Raw genomic sequence first — 26,423 nt, 5'->3', positions numbered from 1 at the left:
CGATATGACAGCCGAATCGGCGAATCCAGCTGTCATATCGCGACGGGAGCGGCACTCAGCGCGGCAGCCGCGGAACAGCGTCGACGAGCGCCCGCGTGTAAGGGTCCTGTGGAGCGTGCAGCACGTCGGACGTGGCGCCCTGCTCCACCACGCGGCCGTCCTTCAAGACCACCGTTCGGTCGCAGGCCGAGGCGATCGCGGTGAGGTCGTGCGACACCATCACGAGCGAGAGGCCGTTCTCGCGGCGCAGTCGATCGAGCAGTTCGAGCACCTGCACGCGAGTGGTCACATCGAGCGCGCTGACCGGTTCGTCGGCGAGCAATACCCGGGGGCGGGAGACCACGGCTCGGGCGATCGCGATGCGCTGACGCTGGCCTCCCGAGAACTCGTGCGGGTAGCGGCGTGCGGTGTCGGCAGGAAGCCCGACCGCGTCGAGGGCCTCAGAGATGCGGCGCTGGGCATCCGCACCGGACGCCAGCCCCAGCGACCGCAGCGGTTCGCCGACGATGCGGTCGATGCGCTGTCGGGGGTCGAGCGAGGAGTACGGGTCCTGGAAGATCGGTTGCACGCTCGCGCGGAAGCGACGCATCTGGGCGCGGTCGCGCGGGTTCAGGGCGGTGCCCTCGAACAGCACCTGCCCGCCGAGCGGGGTGGCGAGCCCGAGCAGCAGTCGTAGGATCGTGGACTTTCCCGCACCCGACTCACCGACCAGGCCGAGCGAGTCGCCTTCATCGATGCTCAGAGAGACGTCGTCGAGCACGCGACGGGATCCGTAGGCGAAGCCGGCGCCGTGCAGTTCGAGGAGCGTCATCGTCCGCCCTCCTTGGCGTCGAGGAATGCGTCCAGAGCCCGGGCGCTGTCGACCAGCATCCGCGTGTACGGCTCGGCCGGCTCGTGCAGCACCTGCGCGACCGTACCCGATTCGACCACGAGGCCGTCGCGCAGCACGACGATGCGTTCGACCATGCGAGACACCACGGCCAGATCGTGGCTGATGAACAGCAGCGCCATGCCGCGCTCGTCGACGAGGCGTTCGAGCAGCGTGAGCACGCCGTCCTGCACGGTCACATCCAGCGCGGTGGTCGGCTCGTCGGCGATGAGCAGCTGCGGGCGCGCGGCCAGGGCGATGGCGATGGCCACACGCTGACGCTGACCGCCGGAGAGCTCGTGCGGGTAGGAGCGGGCGATGCGGGTGTCGGTCAGGGCGACCTCGCCGAGCGCGGTGGCGACGGCCTTCGCGAGCTCACCGCCACGCAGCCCGAGATGGCGTCGCAGGGGCTCCGCGATCTGACGCCCCACCCGCATCAGCGGATCGAGCGCGGTGAGGGGCTCCTGGAACACGATCTGAGCGACGGGACCGCGCAGCGGTCGCAGCTCCGCATCCCGCGCGCCGACGACCTGGTGCCCGCCGAGCAGCACCGAGCCCGATGCGCTGAGGGCGTCAGGGAGCAGGCCGGTCACCGCGAGCGAGGTCAGCGACTTGCCCGAGCCGGACTCGCCGATCAGCCCCAGGCGCTCACCCGCCGCGAGGGAGAACGAGACATCGCGCACCAGCGGCCCGGAAGCAGCGCGGACTGTGAGGCCCGTGACGTCGAGAATACTCATCGACTCCTCCGGCGGGTCGGGTCGGCGATGTCGCGCAGACCGTCGGCGAGGAAGTTCACACCGAGCACCAGCGCGATGATCGCGATACCGGGAGCGATGGCACCCACCGGGGCGACGAGGACGGTGCCCTGCGCTTCTTGCAGCATCCGTCCCCACGATGCGTTGGGCGGCGGTGCGCCGAGACCCAGGTACGACAGGCTCGCCTCGGCGAGCACCGCGGCGCCGAACTGCAGCGCGAGGCTCACGGCGAGGGTGGGGGCGATGTTCGGCAGCACGTGCTGGAACACGATGCCGAGCACCCCGGTACCGCTCGTGCGCGCGGCGGTGATGTACTGCTCCTGCAGCACGCGGCGCGCCAGGATGCGGGTGAGGCGGGCCACGACCGCCGACATCGCGAGTCCGATCGCGAGCACCGCCGACCACAGCGACGCGCCCTGCACGGCGACGACCAGCATCGCGAGCAGCAGCACGGGGAAGGCGATCACGACGTCGAGTCCCGCCGAGAGCGTGTCGTCGACCCAGGGGCGGGCGAAGGCGGCGATCAGCCCGATGATCGTGCCGAGGAGTGCGGCGATCGCGACGGCACAGGTGCCGACGATGAGGGCGATGCGTGCGCCCCACATCAGCTGCGAGAACAGGTCGCGTCCGAGCCGGTCGGTGCCGAGCAGGTGCAGCGCGCTGGGCCCTTCGAGGCGGCCGCCACTGGTGTCGGCGAGCGGATAGGGCAGCCAGAACAGCGACACCAGAGCGATCAGCACGATGAGACCCGTGAGCACGATGCCGATCAGCAGCGTCGCCTTCGGACGTCGCCGCACGGGTACGGATGCGGTGACCAGCTGTTCGGCGACGCGGCTCATCGGTTCCCCGAGACGCTCGTGCGCAGGCGCGGATCGATCAGGCGCTGCACGATGTCGGCGGCGAACCCGACCAGCAGCACGAAGAGGGTGCTGACGACGAGGACACCCTGGATCACCTGGAAGTCATGCTGCTCGATGGCCGACAGCAGCAGGCTTCCGAGTCCGGGCAGCGTGAAGACGCTCTCGACGACCACCGCGCCCAGCAGGGTGGTCGACAGCTCGATGCCGAGCACCGCGACGACCGGCACCGCGCCGTTGCGCACGCCGTGACGCAGCAGCGCCTCGCCCATGCCGGAACCTCCGGCTCGGGCGGTGCGCAGGTAGTCGCTGCCGAGCACATCGAGGGTGGCCGAGCGCACGTAGCGGCTGAGGGAGGCGCTCATGACGATCACGATCGTGATCACGGGCAGCGCGAGTGAGCGCAACGCGTCGGCCGGATCCTCCCAGTCCTTGCGGGGGAAGCCGCCGGAGGGCAGCACGCCCAGTCCGAGCGCGAACACCCAGACCAGCACCACGCCGACCCAGAACACCGGAACCGCGACGCCGAGCTGCGCGAACCCCGACAGCACGATGCCGTACCAGCGGTCGGACTTCACCGCGGCGGTGATGCCGATCACGAGCGAGACGAGCAGTGCGATCGCGAAGGCGATGAGCGTGAGCGGAAGGGTCACGGCAAGGCGATCGGCGATGTCCGGTCCGACCGGACGCGAGCTGAGGAAGGACTCGCCGAGATCGAAGCGCAGCAGTTGGCCCGCCCACGTCGTGAACTGCTGGAGCAGCGGCTGGTCGGAGCCGACCTGGGCTCGCGCGGCCGCGATCTGTTCGGGGGTCGCATTGACCGAGAGCAGGGCATTCGCAGGGTCACCGGGGAGCAGGCGCAGCAACACGAAGATCGCGATCATCGCGACGACGAGCGAGATCGCGAGGAACGCGAGGCGGCGCAGCAGATAGGCGAGCATGGCTTCTCAGGATGACGTGGGGGATGCCGACGCGCGGCATCCCCCACGCACGTCAGGACTTGACGATGTCGTAGGCGAAGAACTGCGAGTTCAGGCCGTTGACGGGGTAGCCGCTGAGGTCGCTGGAGGCGACCACGATCTGCGGGTACAGGTACAACCATACGCTCGCGGCATCAGCGGCGATCTTCTCGTTGACCTGCTTGAGCAGGGCGGTCTGCTCATCCGTCGTGGCTGCCTGCTCGGCGTCGGCGACCCACTTCTGCACGTCGGCGTCGTTGTAGCCCCAGTAGAAGTCGGGGTTGCCGTACCAGACCACATCGCGGTCGTTCACGTGCTCCTGCAGCGTCGCCTGGAAGTCCTGCTCCTTGAAGACCTTCGTGTACCACTCGTCGGCGCTGATCGTGTTGATCTCGACCGTGATGCCGACCTCGGCGAGCTGCGACTGCAGGAACTCCGCGACGGCGGGGTGCGGGTCGTAGCTCGGGGTGTCGAGGGTGAAGGTGAACCCGTCGGCGTAGCCCGCCTCCGCGAGGAGCTTCTTCGAGAGCTCGACGTCGTACGGGTTGACCTGCGTGAGGTCCTCGTACCAGGGGTCGGTGGGCGGCACCATCGAGCCAATCAACGTGCCGTAGTCGCCCCAGATCGACTCGAGGAGCTTCTTCGTGTCGATCGCGGAGTAGATGGCCTTGCGCACGAGAGTGTTGTCGAAGGGGGCGACGCGGTCGTTGAAGGCGAGCAGCTCCTTCGTCGTGGAGGTGCCCTCGCTGACGACGTAGTCGTCGGAGTCGAACTGCGTGAGCGAATCGGGACTCTGCACGCTGGTGATGACGTCGATCTCGCCGGTGACGAGGGCGTTGTTCTCGGCCGTCGCGTCGGTGAAGTACGTGTAGACGACCTCCGCGTTCTTGGCCGGGTCGCCCCAGTAGTCGTCCCAGCGCTCGAGCGTGAGGGTCGAGCCCTTCTTCCACTCGTCGAGCGTGTAGGGGCCGGTGCCGTCTTCGGTGCTCGTGATGTCGCCGGCCTCGTCGTTCACGATCCAGACGTAGCTGAGGTTGTACAGGAACGAGATCGATCGCTGCGAGAGCGTGAACACGACCGTCTTGTCATCGGGGGTCGCGATGTCGGAGATCGTCTTGAAGCTCGACTTGCGGGCGGAGACCGAGTCCTCGGCGGTGACGGCCTCGATGCTCGACTTCACGTCGGCGGAGGTGAGCGGGTCGCCGGAGTGGAAGGTCACGTCGTCGCGCAGGGTGATCGTGTACGTCAGGCCGTCGTCGGACACCTGGGCATCTTCGGCGAGGAGCGGCTCGACCTCGCCGTCGTCGGTCAGCCGGTACAGGCCTTCGTAGACGTTTCCGGTCAGCGCTTCGGTCACGCCCTGGCCGCCGCCCTGGGTGTTGCTGAGGTTGGTGGGCTCGTACAGCGAACCGATGAAGATCGTGGCGTCTTCGCTCGCGGTGCCGTCGTCGTTCGCGCCGGACGCGCAGCCGGCCACGAGGGCGAGCGTGGCGACGGCGCCGAGCGCGCCGAGGATGCGGGTTCTTCTCATGAGTACTCCAGGGTGAGCGGGTGCGGCGTCACGCCGCGTAGATGTCGAAGCCGTCGCGGAAAACGACGTTCTTCTCGCCTGCTCGGATAGGCAGGGGGAAGCGGTTGGATGCCGGCGGGAGCGGGCAGTTGTACTGGGCGCTGAAGCCGCAGGGAGGCACGAAAGCGCGGTTGAAGTCGAGGACGACGGAGCCTTCGTCGTCACGCAGCTCGACGAACAGGAAGCGCCCGGATCCGTAGGTCTCCGATCCGTTGGTCTGGTCGCCGAACACGAGCAGCAGCGTGCCGCCGTCGTCGAAGGCGGCGAGGGTGTACTCGTGGCCGTCGAGCTCGAGGCGGATGTCGCCGGGGACGACCAGGTCGCGCGTGCCGCCGTTGTCGCGGATGTGCTCGAACGACACCCTGCGTTCGCCGGAGACCGGGGTGAAGTGTCCTTCGAGCACCCATGCCGGGTCGTACTCGTAGGTGTCGATGCGGTCGAAGGCGCGGATGGCGGGGGAGTCGGCGTCCCAGACGCGCAGTCCGTGCTCGGCCACGCCGGTCTCGATGTTCGTGCGCTCGATCGGCGTCACGGTGACCGTGTCGGCCGCGGCGCGCTGTTCGGCGTCGAGGTCGGGGCGCTCCCCGGTCCAACGGGTCTCGACCAGGGCGAGGTTGCCGGTCGCGGACGTGACGGCGGTGCGGCGCTCGGCCTGCCAGTGGGTGTGATCTTCGCGTTCAGACATCACTTTCAATTCTCTTGCATGCAGAACGCGGTGGGGTCGGGCACGTCACTCGGGGTAACGCGGGTGTGGTCGCGGGAGATGCCCAGTGTACGGAGATCTGCCGTACACTGATCCCATGACCGCATCTGCATCTCCGCTCAAGAGCGCCCGGCTGGAATTCCGCGTCACGGCGGATCAGAAAGCGGCGATCGAGGAAGCGGCCGCGATCGAGGGTCGCACGGTGACGGACTTCTCCGCGTCTGCGCTCGTGGAGCGCGCGCAGGAGGTCATCGAGCGCGAACGCCGATCGCAGGTCGACGCTGTACGGTTCGAGGCCTTCATCGAAGTCATGGAGCGTCCTGCGCGTTCCATCGATGGTCTGCGCGAACTGCTGCGACGCGAAACCGTCTTCGTTGACTGACTTCCTGACTCCGCGACCGCTCGCTGCCGGTGACCGGCTGTCGGAATTCCGTTGCGGCGAGGAGAGCCTCGATATCTGGCTGCGGGGCCGGGCGCGCTCGAACGAGAAGCGCGGGGCATCGCGCACAATGGTCTCCGCCACGCGGGAAGGGGGAGTGGCTGGCTACTACTGCCTGTCTTCCAGTGCCATCGACCGCGCAGACGGACCGCCGCCACTCGCCGCAGGTATGCCCGCGTCGATCCCCATCGTGCTGCTCGGGCGTCTGGCGGTAGACCTCGAGTATGCGGGCCGCGGGCTCGGCTCCTCGCTTCTGCAACACGCGACCATGCGGGCGCTCGAGGCCGCGGAGGCGATCGGCGTCCGGGCGATCCTCGTGCACGCGATCAACGACGAGATCGTGCCGTTCTACGAGAGGTTCGGCTTCACGACATTCCCGGAGGCCCGGCGCACGCTCTTCCTCCTTGTCAAGGACGCGCGCGCGACCCTCGCCATCTGAGGCGAGTGGAGAGACCTCACCCGTTGAGGCGCTCGGTGAGATGCACCGTCACCTCGTCGCCGTCGCTCTTGCCGATGCGCTTGCGGATCGCGGCCGCGATCGGGAGCTTGTGCGTCCCGTCGCCGAGCGCCATGAAAGCTCCCCGGAAAGGCTCGCCGTCGACGGTGCCGGCGACCTTCACGAGTCCGCGCGTGCCGAAGATCGTCGCGGAGTCGCCGAGTTGCACGCAGGTCCAGGTATCGCCTTCGCGCACCTTTCCGAGGGTGGCGGTGAACGTGATGTCGAGTGGCGTGGGCATGGCAGTCTCCTTCTGGATCAGAGGAACGATCCGACGATCGCCCCGATGATGACGAGTTTGAGGGTCCAATCGAGCAGGTGGATGCCCGCCGCAGAGGGTGCGGTGCCCTCGTGTACGACACCGCCCATGAGCAGGGTGAGGGGGAGCGCGCTCAAAGCCAGCCCGAGGAGGGCCCCGGTGCCGATGCCGTGCCACCCGGCCGCGAGCATCAGACCGGCCACGAGGCACGAGGCGATGAGGCTGCGAAGCACGACGGATGCCATCTGCGCGACGACCGGAAGGCCCGGTCGGGGTGTGCTCGTCCGTGAGATGGCGGCCGAGACCGGGGGCAGGGCGTACAGCGCGGCGCTGGCGATGAACGATGCCAGCGTGGCGAGGGCGACGGCCAGAATGATCATGTCGACTCCTTTAGTACTTGCTGGTACTCAAAGTAGATCCGCAGCGCGGAACTGTCAAGTACTAAACTCTCAGGCGTGACTACGACGCCTCGAACCCCAGGGCGCCCTGCCGGTCTCACCGGTGATGCCCTGCTCGACACCGCCCGCGATGTCTTCCTCGAATTCGGGTACGCCGGGGCGTCCATGGACGAGGTGGCGAGGCGAGCGCGCATCTCGAAGGCGTCGCTGTACCGGGAGCACGACTCGAAGTCCGCTCTGTACGCGGCTGTCGTACGACACTGGGCGCTCGCGGGGCGAGACGCCATGCGACCCGCTCTCGAAGCGCTGAAGGCGAACCCCGACATCCGGGCGGGGCTCGTGACGCTCGGTGAGACCATGCGCGCCGGAATGCTGAGCGCTCCGGTCATGGCGATGCGTCGCCTCGTGATCGCTGAGGCCCCCGCTCATCCCGAGGTCGCGCGAGATTACCTGGCGCAGAGCTGGGACACCAACATCCGCAAGCTCGCTGAGGCGATGACCGAACTCTCCGATACGCACGGACTGGTCGTCGACGATGCGGAAGCCCTCGCGAGCGAGTTCACCTGGCTGGTCGTCGGTGCGCCGCTGAACGCCGGGCTTCTCGGTGGGGAGGGCGCTGCGCAGCCGGTGACCAGGGCCGTCGACCTGTTCTTGACCGCCTACGATCGTCGCTAGCTCGGAGCCAGGTACGTCGAGTCTCAGTCGCAACATATTGCAACCTCTGCCGGTATACCATTTGGGCATACGCCCAGCAGCGTCAGTCCCCAGCTGACCGTGGGCGGGGCGGCTCAGCCGTCATGCGGAGGGAGAGCGGATCTCTTTTCGATCCCGAGGGGGGATGGGGTGGGAGCTCGGTCCCCAGCCGGCACCCACCCCCACACTCGGGCTCTCCGCCACCGCCGCTCCGGCGCGATAGCTCAGTTCAGTCTGCTCAGGATCCAGAACCCGACGATCGCGACCAGGACGATGAAGGGTATCCACGTCCCTCCCCGCTTCAGGCGACGGCCCTGCGGTGCGACGCCCGGTGGTGGGGTGAGCATGCCCGCAGGCGGGGCGAACGGGAGTGCGGGCGTCGACGGCAGCGCCGTGGCCGCTGTCTCGGCCGCGAGGCGTTCGTCGCGCCACCGCGCCCACTGATCGAACTTCGTCAGCAGTGCTCCGACGGTGCCGAACAACCAGGCCCAGGTGGCGGGGTCGAGGGTCGCGACCTTGCGCTGCGTGTACAGGAACAGCCAGTCGTCGACGATCTCCACGTCGAGCTCTGCGGCGTTGTCGATGAACCGCGCCATGATGTCGGGCGTGAACAGGTACAGCGCATCGCGTTCGTATCCGCGGGGGCAGTAGAGCGTGAAGTGCTCGTCGAAGTCGCCTTCGAGCGACAGCCGTTGGCTCTTTTGGAACGACGCTGGCAGATTCGATCCGAATCCGTTGTTGCCCTTGGCGTCGAGCACGATGTTGGGCAGCGGCACATCGAGCTTCACGGCCACGTACCCCCAGCGATAGGTCGTGGAGTTCTTCCCCGACTGCACCGTGTACTGGTAGTTGCCGAACTCGACGAATCGCGGCCTGGCGCTCCTGATCAGATCAGTCGCCTGCCGTGCGCGCCCCAGGTGGAAGATCATGCCGGGCAGTGGCGGGTCGGCGACCTTCGGCTCATAGGTCATGCCGTTCGCCTCGGCGAAGCCGTGCAGCCGGTACCGCCGCACCCGCGCGTTGCGGACGCTCATCCAGATCATCACCCCGACCGCGGCCAGGAGCAGCGCGATCAGCACGAGGGGGATCGCCGCGGCGGCGGGAGACTCGCCGAACGACGCCAGGCTCAGCACCACGCCGACGAGGGTCGGGATCAGGACGACCGCGGCGATCGCGATGGCGACGATCCCGATGATCGTGGAGGCCGAAGGTCCCCCGGTGGGTCGGGAACGGAGCTCGGCCGCGAAGGCACGCACCTTCGCGGGATCGACGGGGTCGGTGAGGGGGCGGGCGTCGAAGCTCATCGGCGGGCGCTCAGCTGTTCACCGTGTCGGCGCCCCAGGTGAGGTCGGCGCCTTCCGGGATGGGGAGGGCTTCCAGCCGCTCGTCTGCGCAGAGCGCCTCGACCAGTGCGGGGGAGCCGGCCACGATCGTGGAGTCGAAGTCGACCTCGCTGACCATGACCCAGGAGCGGTCCTCCGGCCACAGCAGGCTCGGGCTCTGCGCCGAGGGCGGGAACCCGTGCTCCTCGGCAGGGCGATCACGCCACGGCACGTGCAGCACCCACTCGGGGTCGGCGAAAGCGCGCGGAGGCGCGGAGAACAGCACGTGATCGCGACCGGGCAGCTCGAACCGCGGACCTTCGGAGATCTCCCTCGACAGGATGCCCTCCTGCCAGGTGGGTCTGCGGAAGACGTTGTTGAACGGGTCGCGTGCGCTGCGATCGAGCATCGCCTGGTGGTTCGGGTCGTCCGTGAAGGTCAGGAACGACCGAGACGGGGTGATGCCGAAGAAGCCGAGCAGTCCCCCTCGTCCTTCCCACAGCGCGGCGAAACCGGAGTCGGGGGTCTGCGTGTGGTCCGCGAGGTGCGCGGCGATGGCTGCCAGGTGCGCGGGTTCCAGCTCGCCCTCCATCGGGGCGGTGAACTCGCGACCGTCGGGGGCCATCCTCGTGCGCCAGTCGCTGTCGGGCGGGGTGCGCACCAGCCGCTGCCACTGCGCGAGCGGATGCAGGATCGTGCCGAACGCCGCTGCCGTCTCAGCCCACGAGATCTGCTCATCGACGAATTCGGCCATGAGAGCGTGCTGCTCCGACTCGGGCGTGCGCACCAGCTCTTCGGCCGTCGGAACCGCTCGTCCGGGCAGCGATCTGACGATGGCGGGATGGAAGATGCGCGCATATGCCGGATACCCGCGAGGCACCACGCCGTGCATGGTCGCGTAACCCGCATCGAGCCGCTCACGCAGCCATGACCCCGCCGAGGGATCGGCTATCCACTCCATGCCACCACGCTACCTGGCGTACTGCTGCCCACTACGGTAGGAGTCGCGCCAGGCGGGGTGACCGCCGTGGGGGAGGGTTCGAAATGCTGAATCAGGTTGAAGCGGTGTCTGGTGAACGGGTGTTCCGCCGGGACCCGCTGCGCTCAGCCGTCGGGGCGATCCTGCTCTCCGCTGCACTGTCGGCGGCGACGCTCTTCGTGCTGCCGAAGTTCCTGCCGGGCACCATGAGCATCTCCACCCGTGGCGTGGTGGTGCTCGTGGTGGCGATCGCCCTGACGGTCGCGGTGTTCGCCGGGTTCTTCTGGTTCCGCAACATCCGGATCGTCGTGCGCCCCGATGCGGTCGAGATCGGGAAAGCCGGCAGCCGCGAGACGTTCGCGCGCGCGTCGACGCAGTTCCGTTCCAAGATCACCGAGCATCGGACCAACGGACTCCCGAGCGGTACGACGCGCGCCCTGATCGTGCAGACGGGCGGCCGTGAGATCACGATCGAGCTGCCGGGGTACTCGCGGACGATGTTCAACGAGCTCATGGCGACACTGAATCCGATCGCGTTGCCCGTCTTCGACGATCCGGTCGCTGCGGCGCGGGCGGTTTCGCAGCTGCCGACGCAGTTCACCGTCGACGGCACCGGTGAGCGGCGCCTCGCTACGCGGATCACGATCGCCGCGGTCGTCTTCCTCGTGGTCGCGGTCGGTGTGGGCCTGCTCGCCGCCGTTCCCGGATTCCTCGACGGCGAGCTCTCCGCCCTCATCCTGCTCGCGCCGTTCGCCGCGCTCGCCGCCGTCGGGTTCGGCATCGCAGCGCTGCAGCGCCGACGTGTGGTGCGTTCGATCCCCACACAGGTCTCGGTCGGTGTCCAGGGCATCCGGATCGACCACGTCGACACCCCGTACGCGCAACTCGAGCGCGTCTGGCTCACTCCGCCCGCCTATCCGGTGAGAAGGCTCCGACTGCAGCGAACGGGCGGCGGCACCACCACCCACCTGCTGGCGTCCTCTCGCGTGGAGATGGTGCCGGAGTACGACGACCTGCTGTTCGTGGTGCGTGCCAGGACCGCCCAGGTGCCCGGTCTACTCTCCTTGGACCTCGAATGACGACCGGATCGACCGTGCCGCTGGTGGGGAACGACCCCGGGTACCCGATCGTCACCGAGCGCTTGATCCTCCGCCCGATCACACCCGGGGATGCGGTCGCGATGCACGCGTACAAGTCGGATCCGGACGCCGTGCGCTACGTGCCCTACCCGCCGCTGCAGTTCGCCGACGTCGAGGAGCGCATCGCCACCATTTGGGCGAACACGCGATTCGCGGCCGAGGGCGATGCCGTGTGTCTCGCGGTCGAGGAGCGTGACACAGGATCGCTCATCGGAGACGTCGTGCTGTTCTGGCGCAGCGAGGCCGACCGAGCCGGCGAGGTCGGGTACATCTTCGACCCGCGCGCTGCGGGGCGCGGCTACGCGACCGAAGCAGTCAGCGCCCTGCTCGCCCTCGGCTTCGACGGGCTCGGCCTGCACCGTATCGTCGCGCGGATGGACGAGCGCAACCTCTCATCCGCGCGAGTGGCCGAAAGGCTCGGATTCCGCCGCGAGGCACGGCTGGTGGAGAGCGAGTGGTTCAAGGGCGAATGGACCACACTGCTCGTCTACGCGCTGCTCGAGCACGAGTGGCGCGGGCGCTCCGCGGCGGCCGACGACTGACGGCATCCTCCATAATCGAGGATGTGACTGCGACTGCAACCCTCCCATCCCTCGACGGCCGCCGATTCCGGATGGTGTCGTCCACGACCTCTGCGGTCGATCCCGAATCCCCGAGCATCTTCGAGTACTTCGAGCGCGACGGTGCGATCTGGGGCGGGTACGAGGGTGACACGGTCACCTTCGGCAAGTTCGTCGGCACCCGCACCGGCGACACGATCTGGGTGTCGTTCGTCCATGTGCTCAAGAGCGACGGCACGGTCGTGACTGGCGACGGCGAGAGTGAACTGGAACTGACAGACGGCGGTGGCATCCGTCTCGTGGAGCACTATGAGATGCACGGACTCCCGCAGCTCAGCGTGTGCGAGGAGCTCTCCGCCTGAGGAGATCCGGCGACCGATACGAAGCTCAGCGCGGCGGTAGTGCGTCGCGACCAGGGGAAGCCGGCGTCCACCGTGTCATCCCGAGCGGTGCGGTGACGCTGCTCCGTTCCGGAAGGTCGCCCGGCAGCAGGTAGGGGCGGCGGATCACCTCGTCGAGCACGACGACGCTGACCACCGTACGCACCTCGGGCAGCTGGGCGATCACCCCGGTGGAGAACTCGTGCACGCCGCTGACATCGACGGCCCGGATGAGGAGCATCGCATCGTGCTCGCCCGTCGTGATGGCGCACCATTCGACGTCCGGCATCTCCGTCACGCGTTCGCGGAACGACGCCCACGCCTGCGGCATCACCGTGACGAACACGAGCGCCCCGATCGACAGCCCGGCCTTCGCCTGATCCACGCGGGCACTGAAGCCGGTGATCACCCCGTCGTGCACGAGCGACTCGACGCGGGTGTAGGCGTTCGCGCGAGAGATGCCGACCTTGTCGGCGAGGGCGGCGATCGAGACACGACCGTTATCACGGAGCACTTCGAGGATTCTGTACGCCGTCTCGTCCAAGGGCGCGGCACTTCGTCCAGAATGCTTCGACTCTTCCGCATTCTTGCTGGACATATTGTTACCCACAATCGAGGTTCTGGACAGAGCGTGCCGAGGTGACCCGCTCTTGCTGGACACATCGTCGCATATGATGCGAATCTGATCCACGGTCGTCCACATCGGTGGCGGCTCACCCGAATGTACTCCTCGCCCTTGGAGGCCCTCATGTCGTCACGCCGTATCACGCCGGTCATCGCGCTCGGAGCCGTCGCGCTCCTCGCGCTCGCAGGTTGCTCGGGAGGGAACTCGGCGAACAACGGCGGGTCTTCCGGGAGCTCCGACTCCCTCGTCATCGACACCGCGTTCTCGATCGAGACCACCGACCCGGGTCACACCTACGACCCGACCGGCAACATGATCGCCAAGGCGCTCTACGAGACCCTCGTCGACTTCGAGGGCTCCGACGTCTCCACCCCGGTTCCGGGCCTCGCGTCGTGGGAGCAGAACGACGAGGCGACCGAGTTCACCTTCACCCTCGAAGGTGACCGCGTCTTCTCCGACGGCTCGCCCATCGAGGCGAAGGACGTCGTGTTCTCGCTGCAGCGCATCCAGGGCATGGAAGACGCCAAGCCCAACTTCCTCCTCGGCGGCCTGACCATCACCGAGGTCGACGACAAGACGATCCAGTTCACGTCCGAGACCCCGCTGCTGCAGCTGCCCGCGATCCTCGCGAACCCGGCACTCGGCATCGTCAACTCCGATGTCGTGATCGAGAACGGCGGCGCGACCGACGGCACCGACTCGGCGCAGAAGTTCCTCGACGGCGCATCCGCCGGCTCCGGACCGTTCGTGCTCGACACCCTCGACCTCAGCTCGCAGGTCGTGCTCACCAAGAACGACGAGTACAACGGCGACGAGGCGACGGACTACAAGCGCGTCGTCGTGCGCAACGTCTCCGAGAGCGCGACGCAGCTCGCCAACCTCAAGGGCGGCGACTCGATGGTCGCGATGGACCTGAACGGCGACCAGGTCGCCGGTCTCGGCGACGACATCACCGTCGACTCCGTTCCTTCCGGTCAGACCATCTTCCTGCTGCTGAACCAGGGTGCCGCCGGCGGCGACCTGGCGAACGTCAAGATCGCCGAGGCGATCCGCTACGCACTCGACTACGACGCACTGCTGGAGCTGGCAGGTGCCGGCTCCGTCCAGGCGACCGGCGTCATCCCTCCCGGGTTCGAGGGCGCGCTCGACAGCGGTGTGAAGCAGGACCTCACCAAGGCCAAGGCCGCACTCGCCGAGGCCGGATACACGGGGCAGACGCTCAAGCTGCAGTTCCCGAACGACTACCCGGTCGGCGGCGTGGAGTTCACCCCCCTCGCCGAGCGCGTGCAGGCCCAGCTCGAAGACGCCGGCATCACGGTCGACCTCGCCCCCGCGCCGTTCGCGACCGAGCTCGACGCCTACGTCAACGGCACCGAGGGCTTCGGCCTGTGGTTCTGGGGGCCGGACTACGCCGACTCGGCGAACTTCCTGCCCTTCGCTCCGGGTCTGAAGGTCGGCCTCCGTGCCGGCTGGGCGGCCGAGGCCAACCCGGAGATCGCGGGCATCGCCGCCGGTGCTGCCGCAGCGACCGACTCCGAGCAGCGCACGTCCGCGTTCACCGCGTTCGCCGAGGCGATGCAGGCCGAGGGTCCCTTCGTCCCGCTCATCGTCCCCGGTCGCAACATCTCGTCTGCCGACAGCGTGAAGGGCGCCGTGTACAACTCCGTGTGGGAGATGGACATCGCCGAGATCACGCCCGCCGGCTGATCGGACGACTCATGACGACAGTGGCCGTGCAGAGGCAGGCGCAGCGGCGCCGCTCGCCTCTCGTCGGGTACCTGCTGCGGCGGGCCGGCACCTCCCTGCTCCTGCTGGTGGGCGTGACGATCGTCACCTTCGCGCTCACCAACCTGGTGCCGGGAGACCCGGTCTCGGCAGCGCTCGGTGAGGGCGCGTCGCAGAACCCCGCGACGCGCGAGGCGTTCATCAAGGCGAACGGACTCGACCAGCCACTGTTCGTGCAGTACTTCATCTACATGGGGAACCTGCTTCGCGGGGACCTCGGCACGTCGCTGGTGACCGGACGCCCGGTCACCAGCGACCTCGCCACCGCCGTTCCCGCGACGATCGAGATCGCGATCGGGGCGATCATCGTCAGCCTCGCGGTCAGCATCGTGCTCGGCACGCTTGCGGCCTACCGCCGCGGACTCGTCACCGACCAGGTCATCCGCGTCGTGACGCTCGTCGGCCTGAGCGTGCCGACCTTCTGGCTGGCACTGGTCAGCTTCTATGTGTTCTTCCTCGAGCTGCGCATCGCGCCGGGCTCCGGCCGCATCTCGCCGTCGATCACGCCACCCCCGCGCGTGACCGGGCTCTACACCGTCGACTACCTCTTGAACGGCGACGCGGTCGGCTTCTTCGATGCCCTTGCGCACCTCGCCCTCCCGGTCATGGTGCTCTCGCTCGTGACCATCGGCCTGCTGACCCGCTTCATCCGCACCTCGGTGCTCGAGGTGCTCGGCAGCGACTACGTGCGAGCCGCCCGCGCCAAGGGACTCCCGGCCATGCGCGTCATCCTCGACTATGTGCTGCGCGGAGCCTCGCTGCCGATCCTCACGGTTGTCGGCGTCGCATTCGGTGCCCTGCTCTCCGGCACGGTGCTCGTCGAGTCGGTCTTCGCGTGGCCGGGCCTGGGAACCTACGCCTACAACTCCGCCGCGAACCTCGACCTGCCCGGCATCATGGGCGTCGGTCTCGTGGTCGGCGTCATCTACCTCCTCATCAACTTCATCGTCGACCTGCTCTACGGCGTGCTCGACCCGAGAGTGAGGATCGCATGAGCCGCATCGCTGCAGCGACCCCTGCCGGACGCTTCCGTTTCCGCTGGCCGCGTGCCTGGCGCACCCCGCTCGGCATCATCGGCACCGTGATCGCCGGTGCGTGGATCATCGTCGCCTTCACCGCGCAGTGGTGGGTGCCGTACCCGCCGAACGCGCAGGTGCTCCCTCGACTGCAGGCGCCGGGCATCGACACGCTTCTCGGCACCGACGGCAACGGCCGCGACATCTTCTCGCGTCTGATGACCGGTGCGACCGTGAGCCTGCCGCTCGCGCTCATGCTCGTGATCGCGGCCATGATCATCGGCACGCTCATCGGTGCGCTCGCCGGATACTTCGGCGGCTGGGTCGACGAGACCCTCATGCGCATCACCGATCTGTTCATGGCGTTCCCGACCGTGATCCTCGCGATGGTGGTGGCCGCCTCCCTCGGGCCGTCGCTGTTCAACGCCGTGATCGCGGCGATCGTGGTGTCGTGGCCGCAGTACTCCCGCGTCACCCGCAGCATCGTGCTGGGCCTGCGCGGGCAGAACTACGTGATCGCCGGTCGCCTGCTCGGCCACTCGCCGGCTCGCACGCTGTTCGTCGACATCCTCCCGAACATCGCCGGTCCGGTTCTCGTGCTCGCGACGCTCGACATCGGTGCGGCGATCCTGCTCCTCTCGGGACTCTCCTTCCTGGGCCTCGGCGCCCAACCGCCGACGGCCGAGTGGGGGTCGATGATCTCCGGAGCGATGCAGAACTTCGACGCCTGGTGGCTCGGAGTCTTCCCCGGCCTCGCGATCCTCACGGTGGTGCTGGCGTTCAACTTCCTCGGAGATGCGATGCGCGACGTGCTCGACCCGACCGCCGAGATCACGCACGAGAAGGCGGCGGAGCACAAGGCGTCGGCGACGGGAGTGGCCGCATGACCTCGGCGCAGGGAAACTCGTCCCTCAGCATCCGTGACCTGACCATCGACATCGGGCGCCCGCTCGTGAAGGGCGTCTCGCTCGAGCTCGAGGCCGGCCGCATCCACGGCCTCGCCGGGGAGTCCGGTTCCGGCAAGACCCTCACCTCGCTCGCCGTGCTCGGGCTGCTGCCGCGTCAGGCGCGCGTCGGGGGATCGATCCTGCTCGCGGGGGAGGAGCTGGTGGGCCTGAAGCGCCGCTCCCTCAACACGGTGCGTGGTAAGCGGATCGCCATGGTGTTTCAGGATCCGTCGGCGTCGCTGCACCCGCAGCTGCCCGTCGGTCGTCAACTCACCGACCACATGCGCGTGCACCTCGGGCTCAAGGGTGCTGCGGCGCGGGCACGCGCCGTCGAACTGCTCGAGACCGTGCAGGTGCCCAATCCGACGGAGGCGCTGAAACGGTATCCGCACCAGTTCTCCGGCGGCCAGCGTCAGCGCATCGCGATCGCCTGCGCCCTCGCCTGTGACCCCGAGGTGCTGCTGGCGGATGAGCCCACCACCGCGCTCGACGTGACCGTGCAGGCGGGGATCCTCCAGCTGCTGCGAGACCTCGCCGTGGAGCGGAACCTGGCAGTGCTCCTCGTGACGCACGACCTCGGCGTGATGAGCGCGATCGCCGACACGGTGGCCGTGATGAAGGACGGCCGGATCGTGGAGCTCGCCGATCGCGAGACCCTGTTCCGCGATCCGCAGCACGAGTACACGCGCATGCTGCTCGCGGCCCTCCCGGGTTCGCGCATCGATGAGGCACCGGAAGGGCAGGCCGCAGATGAGTGAGGTCGCAGTCCTCGACGCGCAGGACGTGGTCGTGCGCTACCCGGGCAACCCGCCGGTGATCGCCGTGAACGGCGTGTCGATCCGTGTGGCTGCGGGGGAGACCGTCGCCCTCGTCGGTGAGTCCGGCAGCGGCAAGTCCAGCCTCGCCCGTGCCGTGGTCGGCATCGAGAAGATCGCCGCGGGGACCGTGCTCTTCCGGGATGCTCCGGTCGCCCCGCTCGGCATCCGGCGGCGGGGGCTCGCGCTCACCGGCATCCAGATGGTGTTCCAGGACCCGGCGACCTCGCTGAACCCCCGGCGCCGGGTCGGTGACCAGATCGCCGACGGGATCGCCACCGCCAAGGCGCGGGGTGCCGAAGGGTCCACGGTCGAGGAGTGGCTCGAGCGCGTCGGGCTGCCGACGAATGTGAGCACCCGCTTCCCGCACCAGTTCTCGGGCGGGCAGAAGCAGCGCATCGCGATCGCGAGGGCGCTGGCGGCTCGGCCTTCGCTGCTCGTGGCCGATGAGCCGATCTCGGCGCTCGACGCGTCGACCCAGACGAGTGTCGCCGGCCTGATGCGCGACCTGGTGGCCGAGTCCGGCGCGGGCATGCTGTTCATCTCGCACGACCTCGCCGTGGTGCGCCGCATCGCCGACCGCACGTTCGTGATGTTCGGCGGTCGCGTGCTCGAGTCGGGTCCGACGGATCAGCTCTGGGCCGCGCCGAGGCATCCTTATACGCAGGCGCTCCTGGCGGCGATCCCCGAGCCCGACGGCGCCGGGCGCATCCCCGCCGCCCCCACGGTCGACGACCGCACCGTGTGGGTGGAGGTTCCCCCGGTCGCGTACTGACCCGCGGTGCCTCCTGCGAAAACGGAGACGACCCCTCCCTTGGGCGGAGTGTCGAGGTGCGACACTCCGCGCTGAGAAGGGATCGTCTCCGTTTTCGCCTGCGGCCCTGCGGATGCAGCTCCTGCGGAAGCAGAGCGCGCGGATGTCAGAGTGGTGCGACGATGTCCTGCTTCACGTCCCACTCGGTGACTTCCTGGATGCTCTCGATCTTCTGGCCCTCGACCTCGGTGGAGGCGTTGGCGGCGAGCACCGCGTAATCGCTCGTGACCTCGAAGACCATCGCGACGCTGGTGCCCTGCGCCTCCGAGGTGCCGGTGAGGAGGAACACGTCCTGGCCCAGACGCGTGCCTTTACCGGTGACGGTGTACTCGCCGGACAGCGTGTCGGCCACGCCCATCGGGTCGGACGCGTCGACGGCCTTCGCGGCCGTGCTGAGCGTGCTGATCTCCTGGTCGGTCGAGTTCTCGTCGGCGACCTGCCACTCGCCCGTCGCGGACTTGACCCACGCGTCATCGCCGATCACGATGACCGACCCGAACGTGGTGGTGGTCTCGACCGCGTCGTCGGCCGGGTTGTAGCGCGTGGTCGACTCCATGCCCAGGGTCGTCATCTTCGCGGAGAAGCCGGCGGTGTCGGTCATGGCGGCCGTGACGCACTCCGCGAGGGTGGCACCGTCGATGGTCGTGCCCTCCTTCAACTCGGGGCAGTCCGCCTGCGGTGCTTCCGCCTCCTGCGAGGCTCCGGCACTGGGCTTCTTCTCGGCGGTCGAGTCCGATCCGCTTCCGGTGCATCCGGTGAGCAGCACGGCGGCGGCGAGCACGACGCCGACCCCCCATTTGTTGACGCGCATCGCGTCCCCCCTCTGGTCGAACGCCCGATGACCGTCATCGGGCACTCTTTCCAGCATGCCAAACACCCCAGGAGTTCCCGTCACCACCGACCGCTGTGTCGGGGTCTTGTTCGCGCCCGCACCGCTCTTCCGCTAGACTGTCGAGGTTGTCTGCCTTGCGGCGTCCATTCGGGATTCCAGAGGCGGGCACGTGCACACACCCTCCTGCTCCCGGGAAATTCCCGAGAGCCGTTCTAGTCCGAAGGAGGTGGGTAAGTGACGCACCAGTACGAACTCATGGTCATTCTGACCCCCGAGATCGACGAGCGCCAGGTCGCACCTACGCTCGACAAGTTCCTGAAGGTCATCACCAACGATGGTGGCTCTATCGAGAACGTCGACATCTGGGGCAAGCGCCGTCTCGCCTACGAGATCCAGAAGAAGACCGAGGGCATCTACGCCGTCGTCAACTTCACCGCGACCAGCGCCGCCACGCAGGAGCTCGACCGTCAGCTGAAGCTGAACGAGCAGATCATGCGCACCAAGGTTCTCCGCGCTGAAGAGGCTCAGGCGATGATCGCTTCCGAGGCCAAGCGCTCCGAAGAGAAGGCTGCCCGCAAGGCCGCCAAGGCTGCGAAGGCCTAAGTCTCATGGCCGGCGAAACCGTCATCACCGTGGTGGGAAACCTCACGGCCGACCCCGAGCTGCGCTACACGCAGAACGGGCTGCCGGTGGCGAACTTCACCATCGCATCGACGCCTCGGAACTTCGACCGTGCCGCGAATGAGTGGAAGGACGGCGACGCGCTGTTCCTCCGTGCATCCGTCTGGCGCGAGTTCGCCGAGCACGTGGCAGGTTCGCTGACGAAGGGCATGCGCGTCATCGCGCAGGGCCGTCTGCGTCAGCGCTCCTACCAGGACCGCGAGGGCAACCAGCGCACCGCGATCGAGCTGGAGGTCGACGAGATCGGCCCCTCGCTGCGGTACGCGACCGCGCAGGTCACCCGTGCGGCCTCGACCGGCGGTGCCGGCGGCGGTGGCGGTGGACAGTCTCGCCCCGCGCAGCAGCAGGTGTCGGAGGAGCCGTGGTCCACGCCCGGCTCGTCGACCAGTGCCGATGCCTGGAGCACTCCGGGCAGCTTCGGCGACGACACCCCGTTCTGAAAACACTTCTCTGGCCCTGAGCTGGACCCCTGGGTCCCTGAGCTCGTCGAAGGGCCGCTCATCACTAAGGAAAAACTATGGCTGGAAAGTCGAGCGGCGACCGCCGCAAGCCGCGGAAGGGTGGCAAGCCCACCGCTCCCGCGAAGTCCATCCGGGTCGGTGTCATCGATTACAAGGATGTCGCCACCCTCCGCAAGTTCGTCTCGGAGCGCGGCAAGATCCGCGCCCGTCGTATCACCGGTGTCTCGGTGCAGGAGCAGCGTCTGATCGCCACGGCGATCAAGAACGCGCGCGAAATGGCGCTCCTGCCCTACGCTGGCGCCGGCCGGTAAGGGGTATCGAGATGGCAAAGCTGATTCTCACGAACGAGGTCGCCGGGCTCGGTAGCGCCGGTGACGTGGTCGAGGTCAAGAACGGGTACGCCCGTAACTTCCTCATCCCGCAGGGCTTCGCTACGGCGTGGACCCGCGGTGGCGAAAAGCAGGTCGCTTCGATCCAGGCCGCGCGTCAGGCACGCGCGATCCACGATCGTGACGACGCTGTCGCACTGAAGAACGCTCTCGAGGGCACCAAGGTGCGCCTCACGGTCAAGGCCGGCAAGGAGGGTCGTCTCTTCGGCTCCGTCAAGACCGACCACGTCGCGGATGCTGTCGCAGCCGCGGGCCTGGGTTCGATCGACAAGCGCAAGGTGCACATCCCGTCGCCCATCAAGGTGACCGGTGAGCACGAGGCGACCGTGCGTCTGCACGACGATGTCACCGCAGTCATCACGCTGCAGGTCATCGCCGCCAAGTAAGCACACGCGGCAAAGCCCCCTGTTCTTCGGGACGGGGGGCTTTCTGCATCCTCGGATGAGGGAACGTCGCCTCAGAGGTCGCGGCCGTGCACGGGTCTGGCGTTCGCCGGGGGATCTCCGACCTCGTCGACGGTGTGGCCGGTGCAGGCCGCCGCTGTCACGCTGGCTCGTTCGACGCGCGAGACGGCGAACCACCGGATGGCATCGCGCAGTCGACACCAGCCGACCAGGTACCACTGCCCACCTGTGGAGGCGAACAACACGGGTTCGACGTCTCGGGTGGTCGCGACGCCGTCTCCCGAGGTGTAGCGGATGCGCACGACGCGCTGCTCCGACATAGCCTCCTCCAGCGCCGACCGGACCGCGCGCGACGGCGACGGGGGTGCGTCGACCCAGACGCGGCGGGCGAGCTCGTCCGCACCGGCGCGGGTGCGCGGGTCGAGGACGTCGATGATCTTGCTCACGGCGGCTGCGGCCAGATCGCCGTACGGGGCATCCGGGCTCGCCGATACGGCCGCCATCAGGGCTACGGCCTGCGCGGGCGAGAGCGTCACGGGTGGCAGGGATGCGCCCGCCGCCAGCCCGTAGCCCCCACCCGGGCCGGGGCGTGACCACAGCGGCGCGCCGCTGCGCCCGAGAGCGGCCAGGTCGCGCTTGACGGTGCGCACGGAGACCTCGAACTCGCGCGCCAGACGCTCGGCCGACACGCCCCGCGAACCGCTGCGGCGCAGCATCTCCGACAGGGCATGCAGTCGCTCCGCACGTTTCACGGGCGGACCATCACGGAATTCATGACATAGATAGTGACACACACCTGTCTGCCGTGCAGCGCAGGCTGGTGGCATGACACACACGAAGAGCAGCCCGACCATCCTTCTCATCGCCGGACATTGGCTGGGGGCGTGGGCGTGGGACGAGGTCCTCCCGCACCTGGACGATGACGGCACTCGCGCGTCCGCGATGACGCTGCCCGGCCTCGACGCGGACGACCCCGACCGCGCCGCGAGGACCCTCGACGACCAGACGGAGGGTATCCGCGAAGAGCTCGTCCGACTCGGGGCTTCGGCGGAACGGCGCGCAGTGATCGTCGCGCACAGCGGTGCGAATGCTCCGGTCAGCCTGATCCTCGATCGGCACCCTGAGCTGGTGGCACGCGTCGTCTGGGTCGATTCGGGACCGGTCGCATCCGGGAGTGTGTTCGCGCCCGACCTGCCGCACGACGTGGACGAGCTTCCCCTTCTGCCCTTCGACGTGCTCGGGCAGCAGGCGAGCCTGGAAGGCCTGAGCCCAGAGATGCTCGCCCGCTTCCGTGAACAGGCCGTCCCCGAGCCGGGCCCCGTGCTGCGCCAGTCCGTCGAGCTCGTGAACGACGACCGTCGTGCCGTACCCACCACCCTGGTGTGCTGCTCGATCCGGAGCGGGCAGGTGCGGGAGCTGGCGCAAGCGGGTCATCCGATGTTCGCGGAGGTCGCCCATCTGATGGACGTCGACATGATCGACCTCCCCACGGGGCACTGGCCCATGTGGAGCCGGCCGGGCGACCTCGCCGAGCTGGTCCGGGCGGCGGCCGCCCGGACCAGCTGATCGAGTCGGAGCGCTACTCGCGCTCGCCTGCGACCTCGAAGATGTCGGTCGGAGTCTCGGCTGCCGCGGCACGACGTTCCTCGCGCCGTGCGCGTCGCTCCGCGCGCTTCGCGATGCGGCGGTCCCGCCGGCGCTCCACCAGTGTGTAGAGGATCGGCACGAGCACGAGCGTGAGCAGCGTCGAGGACACGAGCCCGCCTATCACCACGATCGCGAGGGGCTTCGAGATGAACACGCCGCCACCGGTCAGCCCGAGGGACATCGGGATCAGGGCGAACACCGTGGCGGCCGCCGTCATCAGGATCGGACGGAGTCGCAGACGCGTGCCGTGCTCCACGGCGTCGTCGAGACTCGCGCCCGCCTCGCGGAGGCGGTTCACCAGGTCCATGAGCACGATCGCGTTCGTCACGACGATGCCGATCAGCATCAGCAGTCCGATCAGCGCGGGCAGGCCCATCGGAGTACCGGTGAGGAGCAGCCCGAGGATCGCCCCGGTCGCCGCGAACGGGATCGAGATGAGCAGCACGAGCGGACCACGGAAGTTGCGGAACGTCGCCACCATCACCAGCAGCACGAGCACGATGGCGCCGAGCATCGCCAGACCGAGCTGGCTGAACGCCTCGTCCTGCTGCGCCGACGCGCCGCCCTGTTCGAAGGTGACCCCTGCCGGCAGGTCGGTCTCGGCGATGGCCTTGTCGATGGCCAGTCCGGCGGCGGACAGCCCGCCCTTCTCCGGCGTCACCGTGAGCGTGACCTGGCGCTCACCATCGGCGCGTGTGATGGTCGGAGCAGTGAGCTCCTCCTCGACCGTGGCGATCGCGGCGAGCGGGATCGCGGTGCCGGTGACCTCGGCGGCCGCCTTCTGCTCGGCCTCGGCTGCCTCGGCCTCGGCCTGCTGGGCGGCGGCGTCGGAGCGGCTCTGACGCAGGGCCTTGATCTGCTCGTCGGCGGCCGTGATCCCGGACTGCGCGCCGTCGATCGCACTCTGGAGTGCGGCGAGCTGTTCTGCGCGCTCCGTCTGGGCCTTGAACATGGCCTCGTCGTCGGGGCTCAGCGGGTCCGCCGGAACGATGGGTGCTGCCGACAGCTCGGCCAGTTGACGGTTGAGGGCACCGATCTGGCCGGCCATCTCCGCGCGCTGCTTCGTGGCCGTGTTGATCTGCGAATTGAGTTCGTTCTCCGCCTTGACCTTGGCCTCGTTCGCCTTCGCATCGGCCTTGGCCTGGAGGGCGTCCGCTGCCGCCTTCTGCGCTTCGGCGGTCTGCTGGGGCGTGACCGGAAGCATGATCTCACCGAGCTTGTCGGCGGTGCGTGCCGATCCCGGCGTGCGCACGACGATGTCGCGCTCCTGGCCCTCGTACATGAGGGTGCCGACCGTGGTTCCGGACAGCGCCTCCTGAACGGCCTTGGCGATCATGGAGCGGTCGAATCCGAGGCGCGTGGCCAGAGGCTCGTCGACCTTCACGCGCAGCACCGGCTGTTCACCGGACAGCTCGCTCTTCACGGAGCGCACTCCGTCGGCGTCGGCCAGCTGCTTCTCGAGCAGGTCGCTCGCCGTCCGCAGCGCGGTGGGGTCGTTGCCCTGGATCTGGAGGGCGATGCCGTCACTCGCCCCCGCCAGGGAGGCGTCCTGCGCGGCGAGCTCGATTTCTCCGCTGTCGGGCAGCCCGTCGAGGGCCTTCTGCACCTGTGCTTCGACATCCGCGACCTCGGCGCCGTCCTCCACGCGGAGGTCGTACGTGATCGAGGTGGGTGTGCCGGGGGTCGGCACCGGGATCGACGTGGTGATGTCGGCGATCCCGTCGATCTTCCCGAGCGTCTTCTCGACGGGTTCCGCCGCGGCGACCAGATCGGCCGTGGCCTCCTTCGGCGGGGTCTGCACGACTTGGAGGCTCGCCTGGCCGGACGACCCCAGGAAGTCCGTCTGGATGAACGGGGTCATGCCGAGGGTCACGACCAGCAGCAGCGCGGAGGCCACGAGTGTGATCACCGGGTGCCGACGGGTCGCGTTGAGGGCCGGCATGAACGTGCGCTGCAGGCGGTCCGGAGCGGAGTGGATCTCGTCGAGCTCCGACGGGATGTCGCTCTCGCGGGCGGGTTCGGCGGAGGAGGAGGCCGTCCCGAGCGCTGCCGTCACCGCTGTCGTCGTCGCCGCGGCGGCAGTACTGCCGTCCTCGACCGACTCCGCCGACGAGGGCTGCGCCCCCTCGGGGGTCGACGTCCGGTGTCGGGGTGCCTTGTTCAAGAACCACGAGGCGAGCACGGGCACGATGGTGAGCGACACCACGAGCGACGCGAGCAGGGCGATCGAGACGGTCACAGCGAACGGGCGGAACAGCTGACCGGCGATACCCGAGACGAACGCGATCGGAAGGAACACCGCGACGGTGGTGAGCGTCGATGCGGTGATGGCGCCGGCGACCTGCCGCACGGATGCGACGATGCCGTCGATCGTGAGCGGACCATCGCCGCGTCGCCGCGAGATGTTCTCGATCACGACGATCGAGTCGTCGACCACGCGTCCGATCGCGATCGTGAGCGCGCCGAGGGTCAGGATGTTGAGAGTGTTGCCGCTCCACCACAGGCCCACGAGAGTGATGAGCAGCGACAGCGGGATCGAGACCGCCGCGATGATCGTCGAGCGCCATGAGCGCAGGAAGGCCAGGATCACGAGCACCGCGAACAGCAGGCCGAGACCGCCTTCCACGGAGAGGTCGTGGATCGACTGCTCGATGTAGGGCGCCTGGTCGAAGATGGTGACGAACTCGGCGTCCAGGATCGGTGCGAGCCGGTCGAGCTCGGCGTTCACGCCGTGCGAGATGTCGACGACGTTGGCGCCCTGAGAGGGGATGACCTGGAGCGTGAGGGAGGGCTTGCCGTTGACGCGCGAGATGGTCTGCGCCGGAACCGTCTCGATCGAGACGTCGGCGAAGTCGGCCACCGCGACCGCGCCGTCGGGGGTGGGGACGGAGAGGGTCTGGATGTCCTCCAGGGTCGCCAGCCGGGATCCGACCGTGATCGAGAGCGGGCCCTCGGCCGAATCCGCCTGGCCGGCGGGGAGCGCCGCTCCGTGGGCCTCCAGGAGCGGTCCGAGTGTGGAGGGCTCGACCTTGAGGCGGGTGACGTCTGCGGAGCGGAGGTCGATCGTGATGCGCTGCGTCTCCTGACCGGCGAGCGTGATGTCGCGAACACCTGAGACGGTCTTCAGCGCCGGGACGACGGTCTGCTGCAGGGCGTCCCCGAAGGCCTCCTGGTCGCCGCTGGTCCCCGCGCTCAGCACCATCGCGGGCAGGTCTCCCGCGCCCCCCGAGGCCACGTTCACCTCGGTGCCGGAGGGGAAGCCGGGCTTCAGGGACTCCGCCGCGCTGCGGATGGTGCGCAACGTCTCCTCGTCGTCTTCGCCGAAGGTCCACTCGACGAGGACCTGCGCGTCGCCGGTCGCCGTCGTCGAGGTGACGCTGGTCACGCCGGGTACGGCGCGGACCGCCTGCTCCAGCGGCTCGGTGATGGTGCTCGCCATCTCCTCGGGGGCAAGACCCTGCGACTGCGCCGAGATGAAAGCCATGGGCGCCTGCAGCGACGGCATCAGCTCCTGCTTGAGCGAGTTCATCGATATCAGCCCGAGGGCGACGATCGCGAGCGTCGCGAGCGAGAGGATGAGGCGGTTCTTGAGACTGCTGCGGGTGAGGAACGACATGGCGCGGTGGCGTG

30 protein-coding genes are annotated in these 26,423 nt (G+C 68.5%); 16 read left to right on the top strand and 14 right to left on the bottom strand.

Features of this window, described 5'->3' with window-relative positions; genetic code table 11:
- Window positions 1-55: 55 nt before the first annotated feature.
- Genes HDC31_RS16560 through HDC31_RS16535 form a run of 6 tightly spaced genes read right to left on the bottom strand, consistent with a single transcriptional unit; the run spans window position 56 to window position 5,694 of the window.
- Complete coding sequence (locus HDC31_RS16560; RefSeq protein ID WP_113680731.1) at window positions 56-811, bottom strand: ABC transporter ATP-binding protein; 756 nt, start codon at window positions 809-811, stop codon at window positions 56-58.
- The gene (locus HDC31_RS16555) at window positions 808-1,605 is read right to left on the bottom strand and encodes an ABC transporter ATP-binding protein (RefSeq protein ID WP_113680732.1); all 798 of its coding nucleotides are present in this window, start codon (window positions 1,603-1,605) and stop codon (window positions 808-810) included. The genes HDC31_RS16560 and HDC31_RS16555 overlap by 4 nt, the downstream gene beginning before the upstream one ends.
- Window positions 1,602-2,462 carry an ABC transporter permease gene (locus tag HDC31_RS16550; protein WP_179516363.1) on the bottom strand — a complete coding sequence of 287 codons (861 nt, stop codon included), beginning with the start codon at window positions 2,460-2,462 and terminating at the stop codon, window positions 1,602-1,604. The genes HDC31_RS16555 and HDC31_RS16550 overlap by 4 nt, the downstream gene beginning before the upstream one ends.
- Complete coding sequence (locus HDC31_RS16545; protein ID WP_061017527.1) at window positions 2,459-3,421, bottom strand: ABC transporter permease; 963 nt, start codon at window positions 3,419-3,421, stop codon at window positions 2,459-2,461. Before HDC31_RS16545 ends, HDC31_RS16550 begins: the two co-directional genes overlap by 4 nt.
- A 52-nt stretch (window positions 3,422-3,473) precedes the next feature.
- Complete coding sequence (locus HDC31_RS16540; RefSeq protein ID WP_113680733.1) at window positions 3,474-4,970, bottom strand: ABC transporter substrate-binding protein; 1,497 nt, start codon at window positions 4,968-4,970, stop codon at window positions 3,474-3,476.
- A gap of 28 nt (window positions 4,971-4,998) precedes the next feature.
- Window positions 4,999-5,694 carry a DUF1684 domain-containing protein gene (locus tag HDC31_RS16535; protein WP_061018294.1) on the bottom strand — a complete coding sequence of 232 codons (696 nt, stop codon included), beginning with the start codon at window positions 5,692-5,694 and terminating at the stop codon, window positions 4,999-5,001.
- A 115-nt stretch (window positions 5,695-5,809) separates the two neighbouring features.
- Here HDC31_RS16535 and HDC31_RS16530 point away from each other — a divergent pair, with 115 nt between their 5' ends.
- Window positions 5,810-6,094 (top strand): DUF1778 domain-containing protein, encoded by a 285-nt coding sequence (locus tag HDC31_RS16530; RefSeq protein WP_113680745.1) that lies wholly within the window; start codon window positions 5,810-5,812, stop codon window positions 6,092-6,094.
- A complete protein-coding gene (locus HDC31_RS16525; protein ID WP_113680734.1) occupies window positions 6,087-6,590 on the top strand; it encodes a GNAT family N-acetyltransferase in 504 nt (167 codons plus the stop codon). Before HDC31_RS16530 ends, HDC31_RS16525 begins: the two co-directional genes overlap by 8 nt.
- 16 nt (window positions 6,591-6,606) lie before the next feature.
- On the opposite strand, the gene HDC31_RS16520 is transcribed toward HDC31_RS16525, so the two are convergent.
- Together HDC31_RS16520 and HDC31_RS16515 are read right to left on the bottom strand one after the other, a co-directional pair.
- Window positions 6,607-6,888 (bottom strand): DUF1905 domain-containing protein, encoded by a 282-nt coding sequence (locus HDC31_RS16520; RefSeq protein ID WP_046748514.1) that lies wholly within the window; start codon window positions 6,886-6,888, stop codon window positions 6,607-6,609.
- A 17-nt stretch (window positions 6,889-6,905) separates the two neighbouring features.
- A complete protein-coding gene (locus tag HDC31_RS16515; protein ID WP_061018298.1) occupies window positions 6,906-7,286 on the bottom strand; it encodes a DUF1761 family protein in 381 nt (126 codons plus the stop codon).
- 75 nt (window positions 7,287-7,361) lie between these two features.
- Between HDC31_RS16515 and HDC31_RS16510 the strand changes: the two genes are divergently transcribed.
- Window positions 7,362-7,979 carry a TetR/AcrR family transcriptional regulator gene (locus HDC31_RS16510; protein WP_113680735.1) on the top strand — a complete coding sequence of 206 codons (618 nt, stop codon included), beginning with the start codon at window positions 7,362-7,364 and terminating at the stop codon, window positions 7,977-7,979.
- A gap of 242 nt (window positions 7,980-8,221) precedes the next feature.
- On the opposite strand, the gene HDC31_RS16505 is transcribed toward HDC31_RS16510, so the two are convergent.
- The gene (locus HDC31_RS16505; protein ID WP_179516361.1) at window positions 8,222-9,301 is read right to left on the bottom strand and encodes a hypothetical protein; all 1,080 of its coding nucleotides are present in this window, start codon (window positions 9,299-9,301) and stop codon (window positions 8,222-8,224) included.
- Between the two features lie 10 nt (window positions 9,302-9,311).
- Complete coding sequence (locus HDC31_RS16500) at window positions 9,312-10,280, bottom strand: hypothetical protein (RefSeq protein ID WP_113680737.1); 969 nt, start codon at window positions 10,278-10,280, stop codon at window positions 9,312-9,314.
- An 83-nt stretch (window positions 10,281-10,363) separates the two neighbouring features.
- On the opposite strand from HDC31_RS16500, the gene HDC31_RS16495 reads away from it, so the two are divergent.
- From HDC31_RS16495 to HDC31_RS16485, 3 genes are read left to right on the top strand one after another with little or no spacing between them, the layout of a single operon-like run.
- On the top strand, window positions 10,364-11,377 hold the full coding sequence (locus tag HDC31_RS16495; protein ID WP_113680738.1) for a hypothetical protein: 1,014 nt from the start codon (window positions 10,364-10,366) through the stop codon (window positions 11,375-11,377).
- Entirely contained in the window at window positions 11,374-11,979 is a 606-nt protein-coding gene (locus HDC31_RS16490) for a GNAT family N-acetyltransferase (protein ID WP_113680739.1), read from the top strand. The genes HDC31_RS16495 and HDC31_RS16490 overlap by 4 nt, the downstream gene beginning before the upstream one ends.
- A 23-nt stretch (window positions 11,980-12,002) precedes the next feature.
- Window positions 12,003-12,359 (top strand): hypothetical protein, encoded by a 357-nt coding sequence (locus tag HDC31_RS16485; RefSeq protein WP_258546311.1) that lies wholly within the window; start codon window positions 12,003-12,005, stop codon window positions 12,357-12,359.
- A 25-nt stretch (window positions 12,360-12,384) separates the two neighbouring features.
- Here the strand turns inward: HDC31_RS16485 and HDC31_RS16480 are convergent, their stop codons facing one another.
- A complete protein-coding gene (locus HDC31_RS16480) occupies window positions 12,385-12,975 on the bottom strand; it encodes an Lrp/AsnC family transcriptional regulator (RefSeq protein WP_257022274.1) in 591 nt (196 codons plus the stop codon).
- A gap of 150 nt (window positions 12,976-13,125) precedes the next feature.
- Between HDC31_RS16480 and HDC31_RS16475 the strand changes: the two genes are divergently transcribed.
- Genes HDC31_RS16475 through HDC31_RS16455 form a run of 5 tightly spaced genes read left to right on the top strand, consistent with a single transcriptional unit; the run spans window position 13,126 to window position 18,340 of the window.
- Window positions 13,126-14,709, top strand: a complete 1,584-nt coding sequence (locus HDC31_RS16475) for an ABC transporter substrate-binding protein (RefSeq protein ID WP_046748521.1) — start codon at window positions 13,126-13,128, stop codon at window positions 14,707-14,709.
- A gap of 11 nt (window positions 14,710-14,720) precedes the next feature.
- Window positions 14,721-15,782, top strand: coding sequence for an ABC transporter permease (locus HDC31_RS16470; RefSeq protein WP_058631931.1), 1,062 nt, complete (start codon window positions 14,721-14,723; stop codon window positions 15,780-15,782).
- The gene (locus HDC31_RS16465; protein WP_017203805.1) at window positions 15,779-16,690 is read left to right on the top strand and encodes an ABC transporter permease; all 912 of its coding nucleotides are present in this window, start codon (window positions 15,779-15,781) and stop codon (window positions 16,688-16,690) included. Before HDC31_RS16470 ends, HDC31_RS16465 begins: the two co-directional genes overlap by 4 nt.
- The gene (locus HDC31_RS16460; RefSeq protein WP_046748523.1) at window positions 16,687-17,508 is read left to right on the top strand and encodes an ABC transporter ATP-binding protein; all 822 of its coding nucleotides are present in this window, start codon (window positions 16,687-16,689) and stop codon (window positions 17,506-17,508) included. The genes HDC31_RS16465 and HDC31_RS16460 overlap by 4 nt, the downstream gene beginning before the upstream one ends.
- On the top strand, window positions 17,501-18,340 hold the full coding sequence (locus HDC31_RS16455; RefSeq protein WP_113680742.1) for an ABC transporter ATP-binding protein: 840 nt from the start codon (window positions 17,501-17,503) through the stop codon (window positions 18,338-18,340). The genes HDC31_RS16460 and HDC31_RS16455 overlap by 8 nt, the downstream gene beginning before the upstream one ends.
- A gap of 145 nt (window positions 18,341-18,485) precedes the next feature.
- Here HDC31_RS16455 and HDC31_RS16450 read toward each other — a convergent pair whose 3' ends face one another.
- A complete protein-coding gene (locus HDC31_RS16450) occupies window positions 18,486-19,190 on the bottom strand; it encodes a hypothetical protein (RefSeq protein ID WP_227751218.1) in 705 nt (234 codons plus the stop codon).
- Window positions 19,191-19,445: 255 nt separating this feature from the next.
- Here HDC31_RS16450 and rpsF point away from each other — a divergent pair, with 255 nt between their 5' ends.
- From rpsF to rplI, 4 genes are all read left to right on the top strand, one after another.
- Window positions 19,446-19,814, top strand: a complete 369-nt coding sequence (gene rpsF / locus HDC31_RS16445) for a 30S ribosomal protein S6 (protein WP_021201450.1) — start codon at window positions 19,446-19,448, stop codon at window positions 19,812-19,814.
- Between the two features lie 5 nt (window positions 19,815-19,819).
- On the top strand, window positions 19,820-20,332 hold the full coding sequence (locus HDC31_RS16440) for a single-stranded DNA-binding protein (RefSeq protein WP_045262453.1): 513 nt from the start codon (window positions 19,820-19,822) through the stop codon (window positions 20,330-20,332).
- A gap of 77 nt (window positions 20,333-20,409) precedes the next feature.
- Complete coding sequence (rpsR, locus tag HDC31_RS16435; RefSeq protein ID WP_017829850.1) at window positions 20,410-20,664, top strand: 30S ribosomal protein S18; 255 nt, start codon at window positions 20,410-20,412, stop codon at window positions 20,662-20,664.
- Window positions 20,665-20,675: 11 nt separating this feature from the next.
- Window positions 20,676-21,128, top strand: coding sequence for a 50S ribosomal protein L9 (rplI, locus tag HDC31_RS16430; RefSeq protein ID WP_045262454.1), 453 nt, complete (start codon window positions 20,676-20,678; stop codon window positions 21,126-21,128).
- A gap of 71 nt (window positions 21,129-21,199) precedes the next feature.
- On the opposite strand, the gene HDC31_RS16425 is transcribed toward rplI, so the two are convergent.
- Window positions 21,200-21,898 (bottom strand): YafY family protein, encoded by a 699-nt coding sequence (locus HDC31_RS16425; protein WP_179516360.1) that lies wholly within the window; start codon window positions 21,896-21,898, stop codon window positions 21,200-21,202.
- 73 nt (window positions 21,899-21,971) lie between these two features.
- Here HDC31_RS16425 and HDC31_RS16420 point away from each other — a divergent pair, with 73 nt between their 5' ends.
- The gene (locus tag HDC31_RS16420; protein ID WP_113681416.1) at window positions 21,972-22,712 is read left to right on the top strand and encodes an alpha/beta fold hydrolase; all 741 of its coding nucleotides are present in this window, start codon (window positions 21,972-21,974) and stop codon (window positions 22,710-22,712) included.
- A gap of 13 nt (window positions 22,713-22,725) precedes the next feature.
- Here the strand turns inward: HDC31_RS16420 and HDC31_RS16415 are convergent, their stop codons facing one another.
- The gene (locus HDC31_RS16415; protein ID WP_113681417.1) at window positions 22,726-26,409 is read right to left on the bottom strand and encodes an efflux RND transporter permease subunit; all 3,684 of its coding nucleotides are present in this window, start codon (window positions 26,407-26,409) and stop codon (window positions 22,726-22,728) included.
- Window positions 26,410-26,423 lie beyond the last annotated feature (14 nt).

The sequence above is a fragment of the Microbacterium sp. JAI119 genome, assembly GCF_013410135.1.
Taxonomy (GTDB): domain Bacteria; phylum Actinomycetota; class Actinomycetes; order Actinomycetales; family Microbacteriaceae; genus Microbacterium; species Microbacterium oxydans.
The sequence above is the reverse complement of the archived record's forward strand: the minus strand, read 5'-3'. Positions and strand labels throughout refer to the sequence as shown.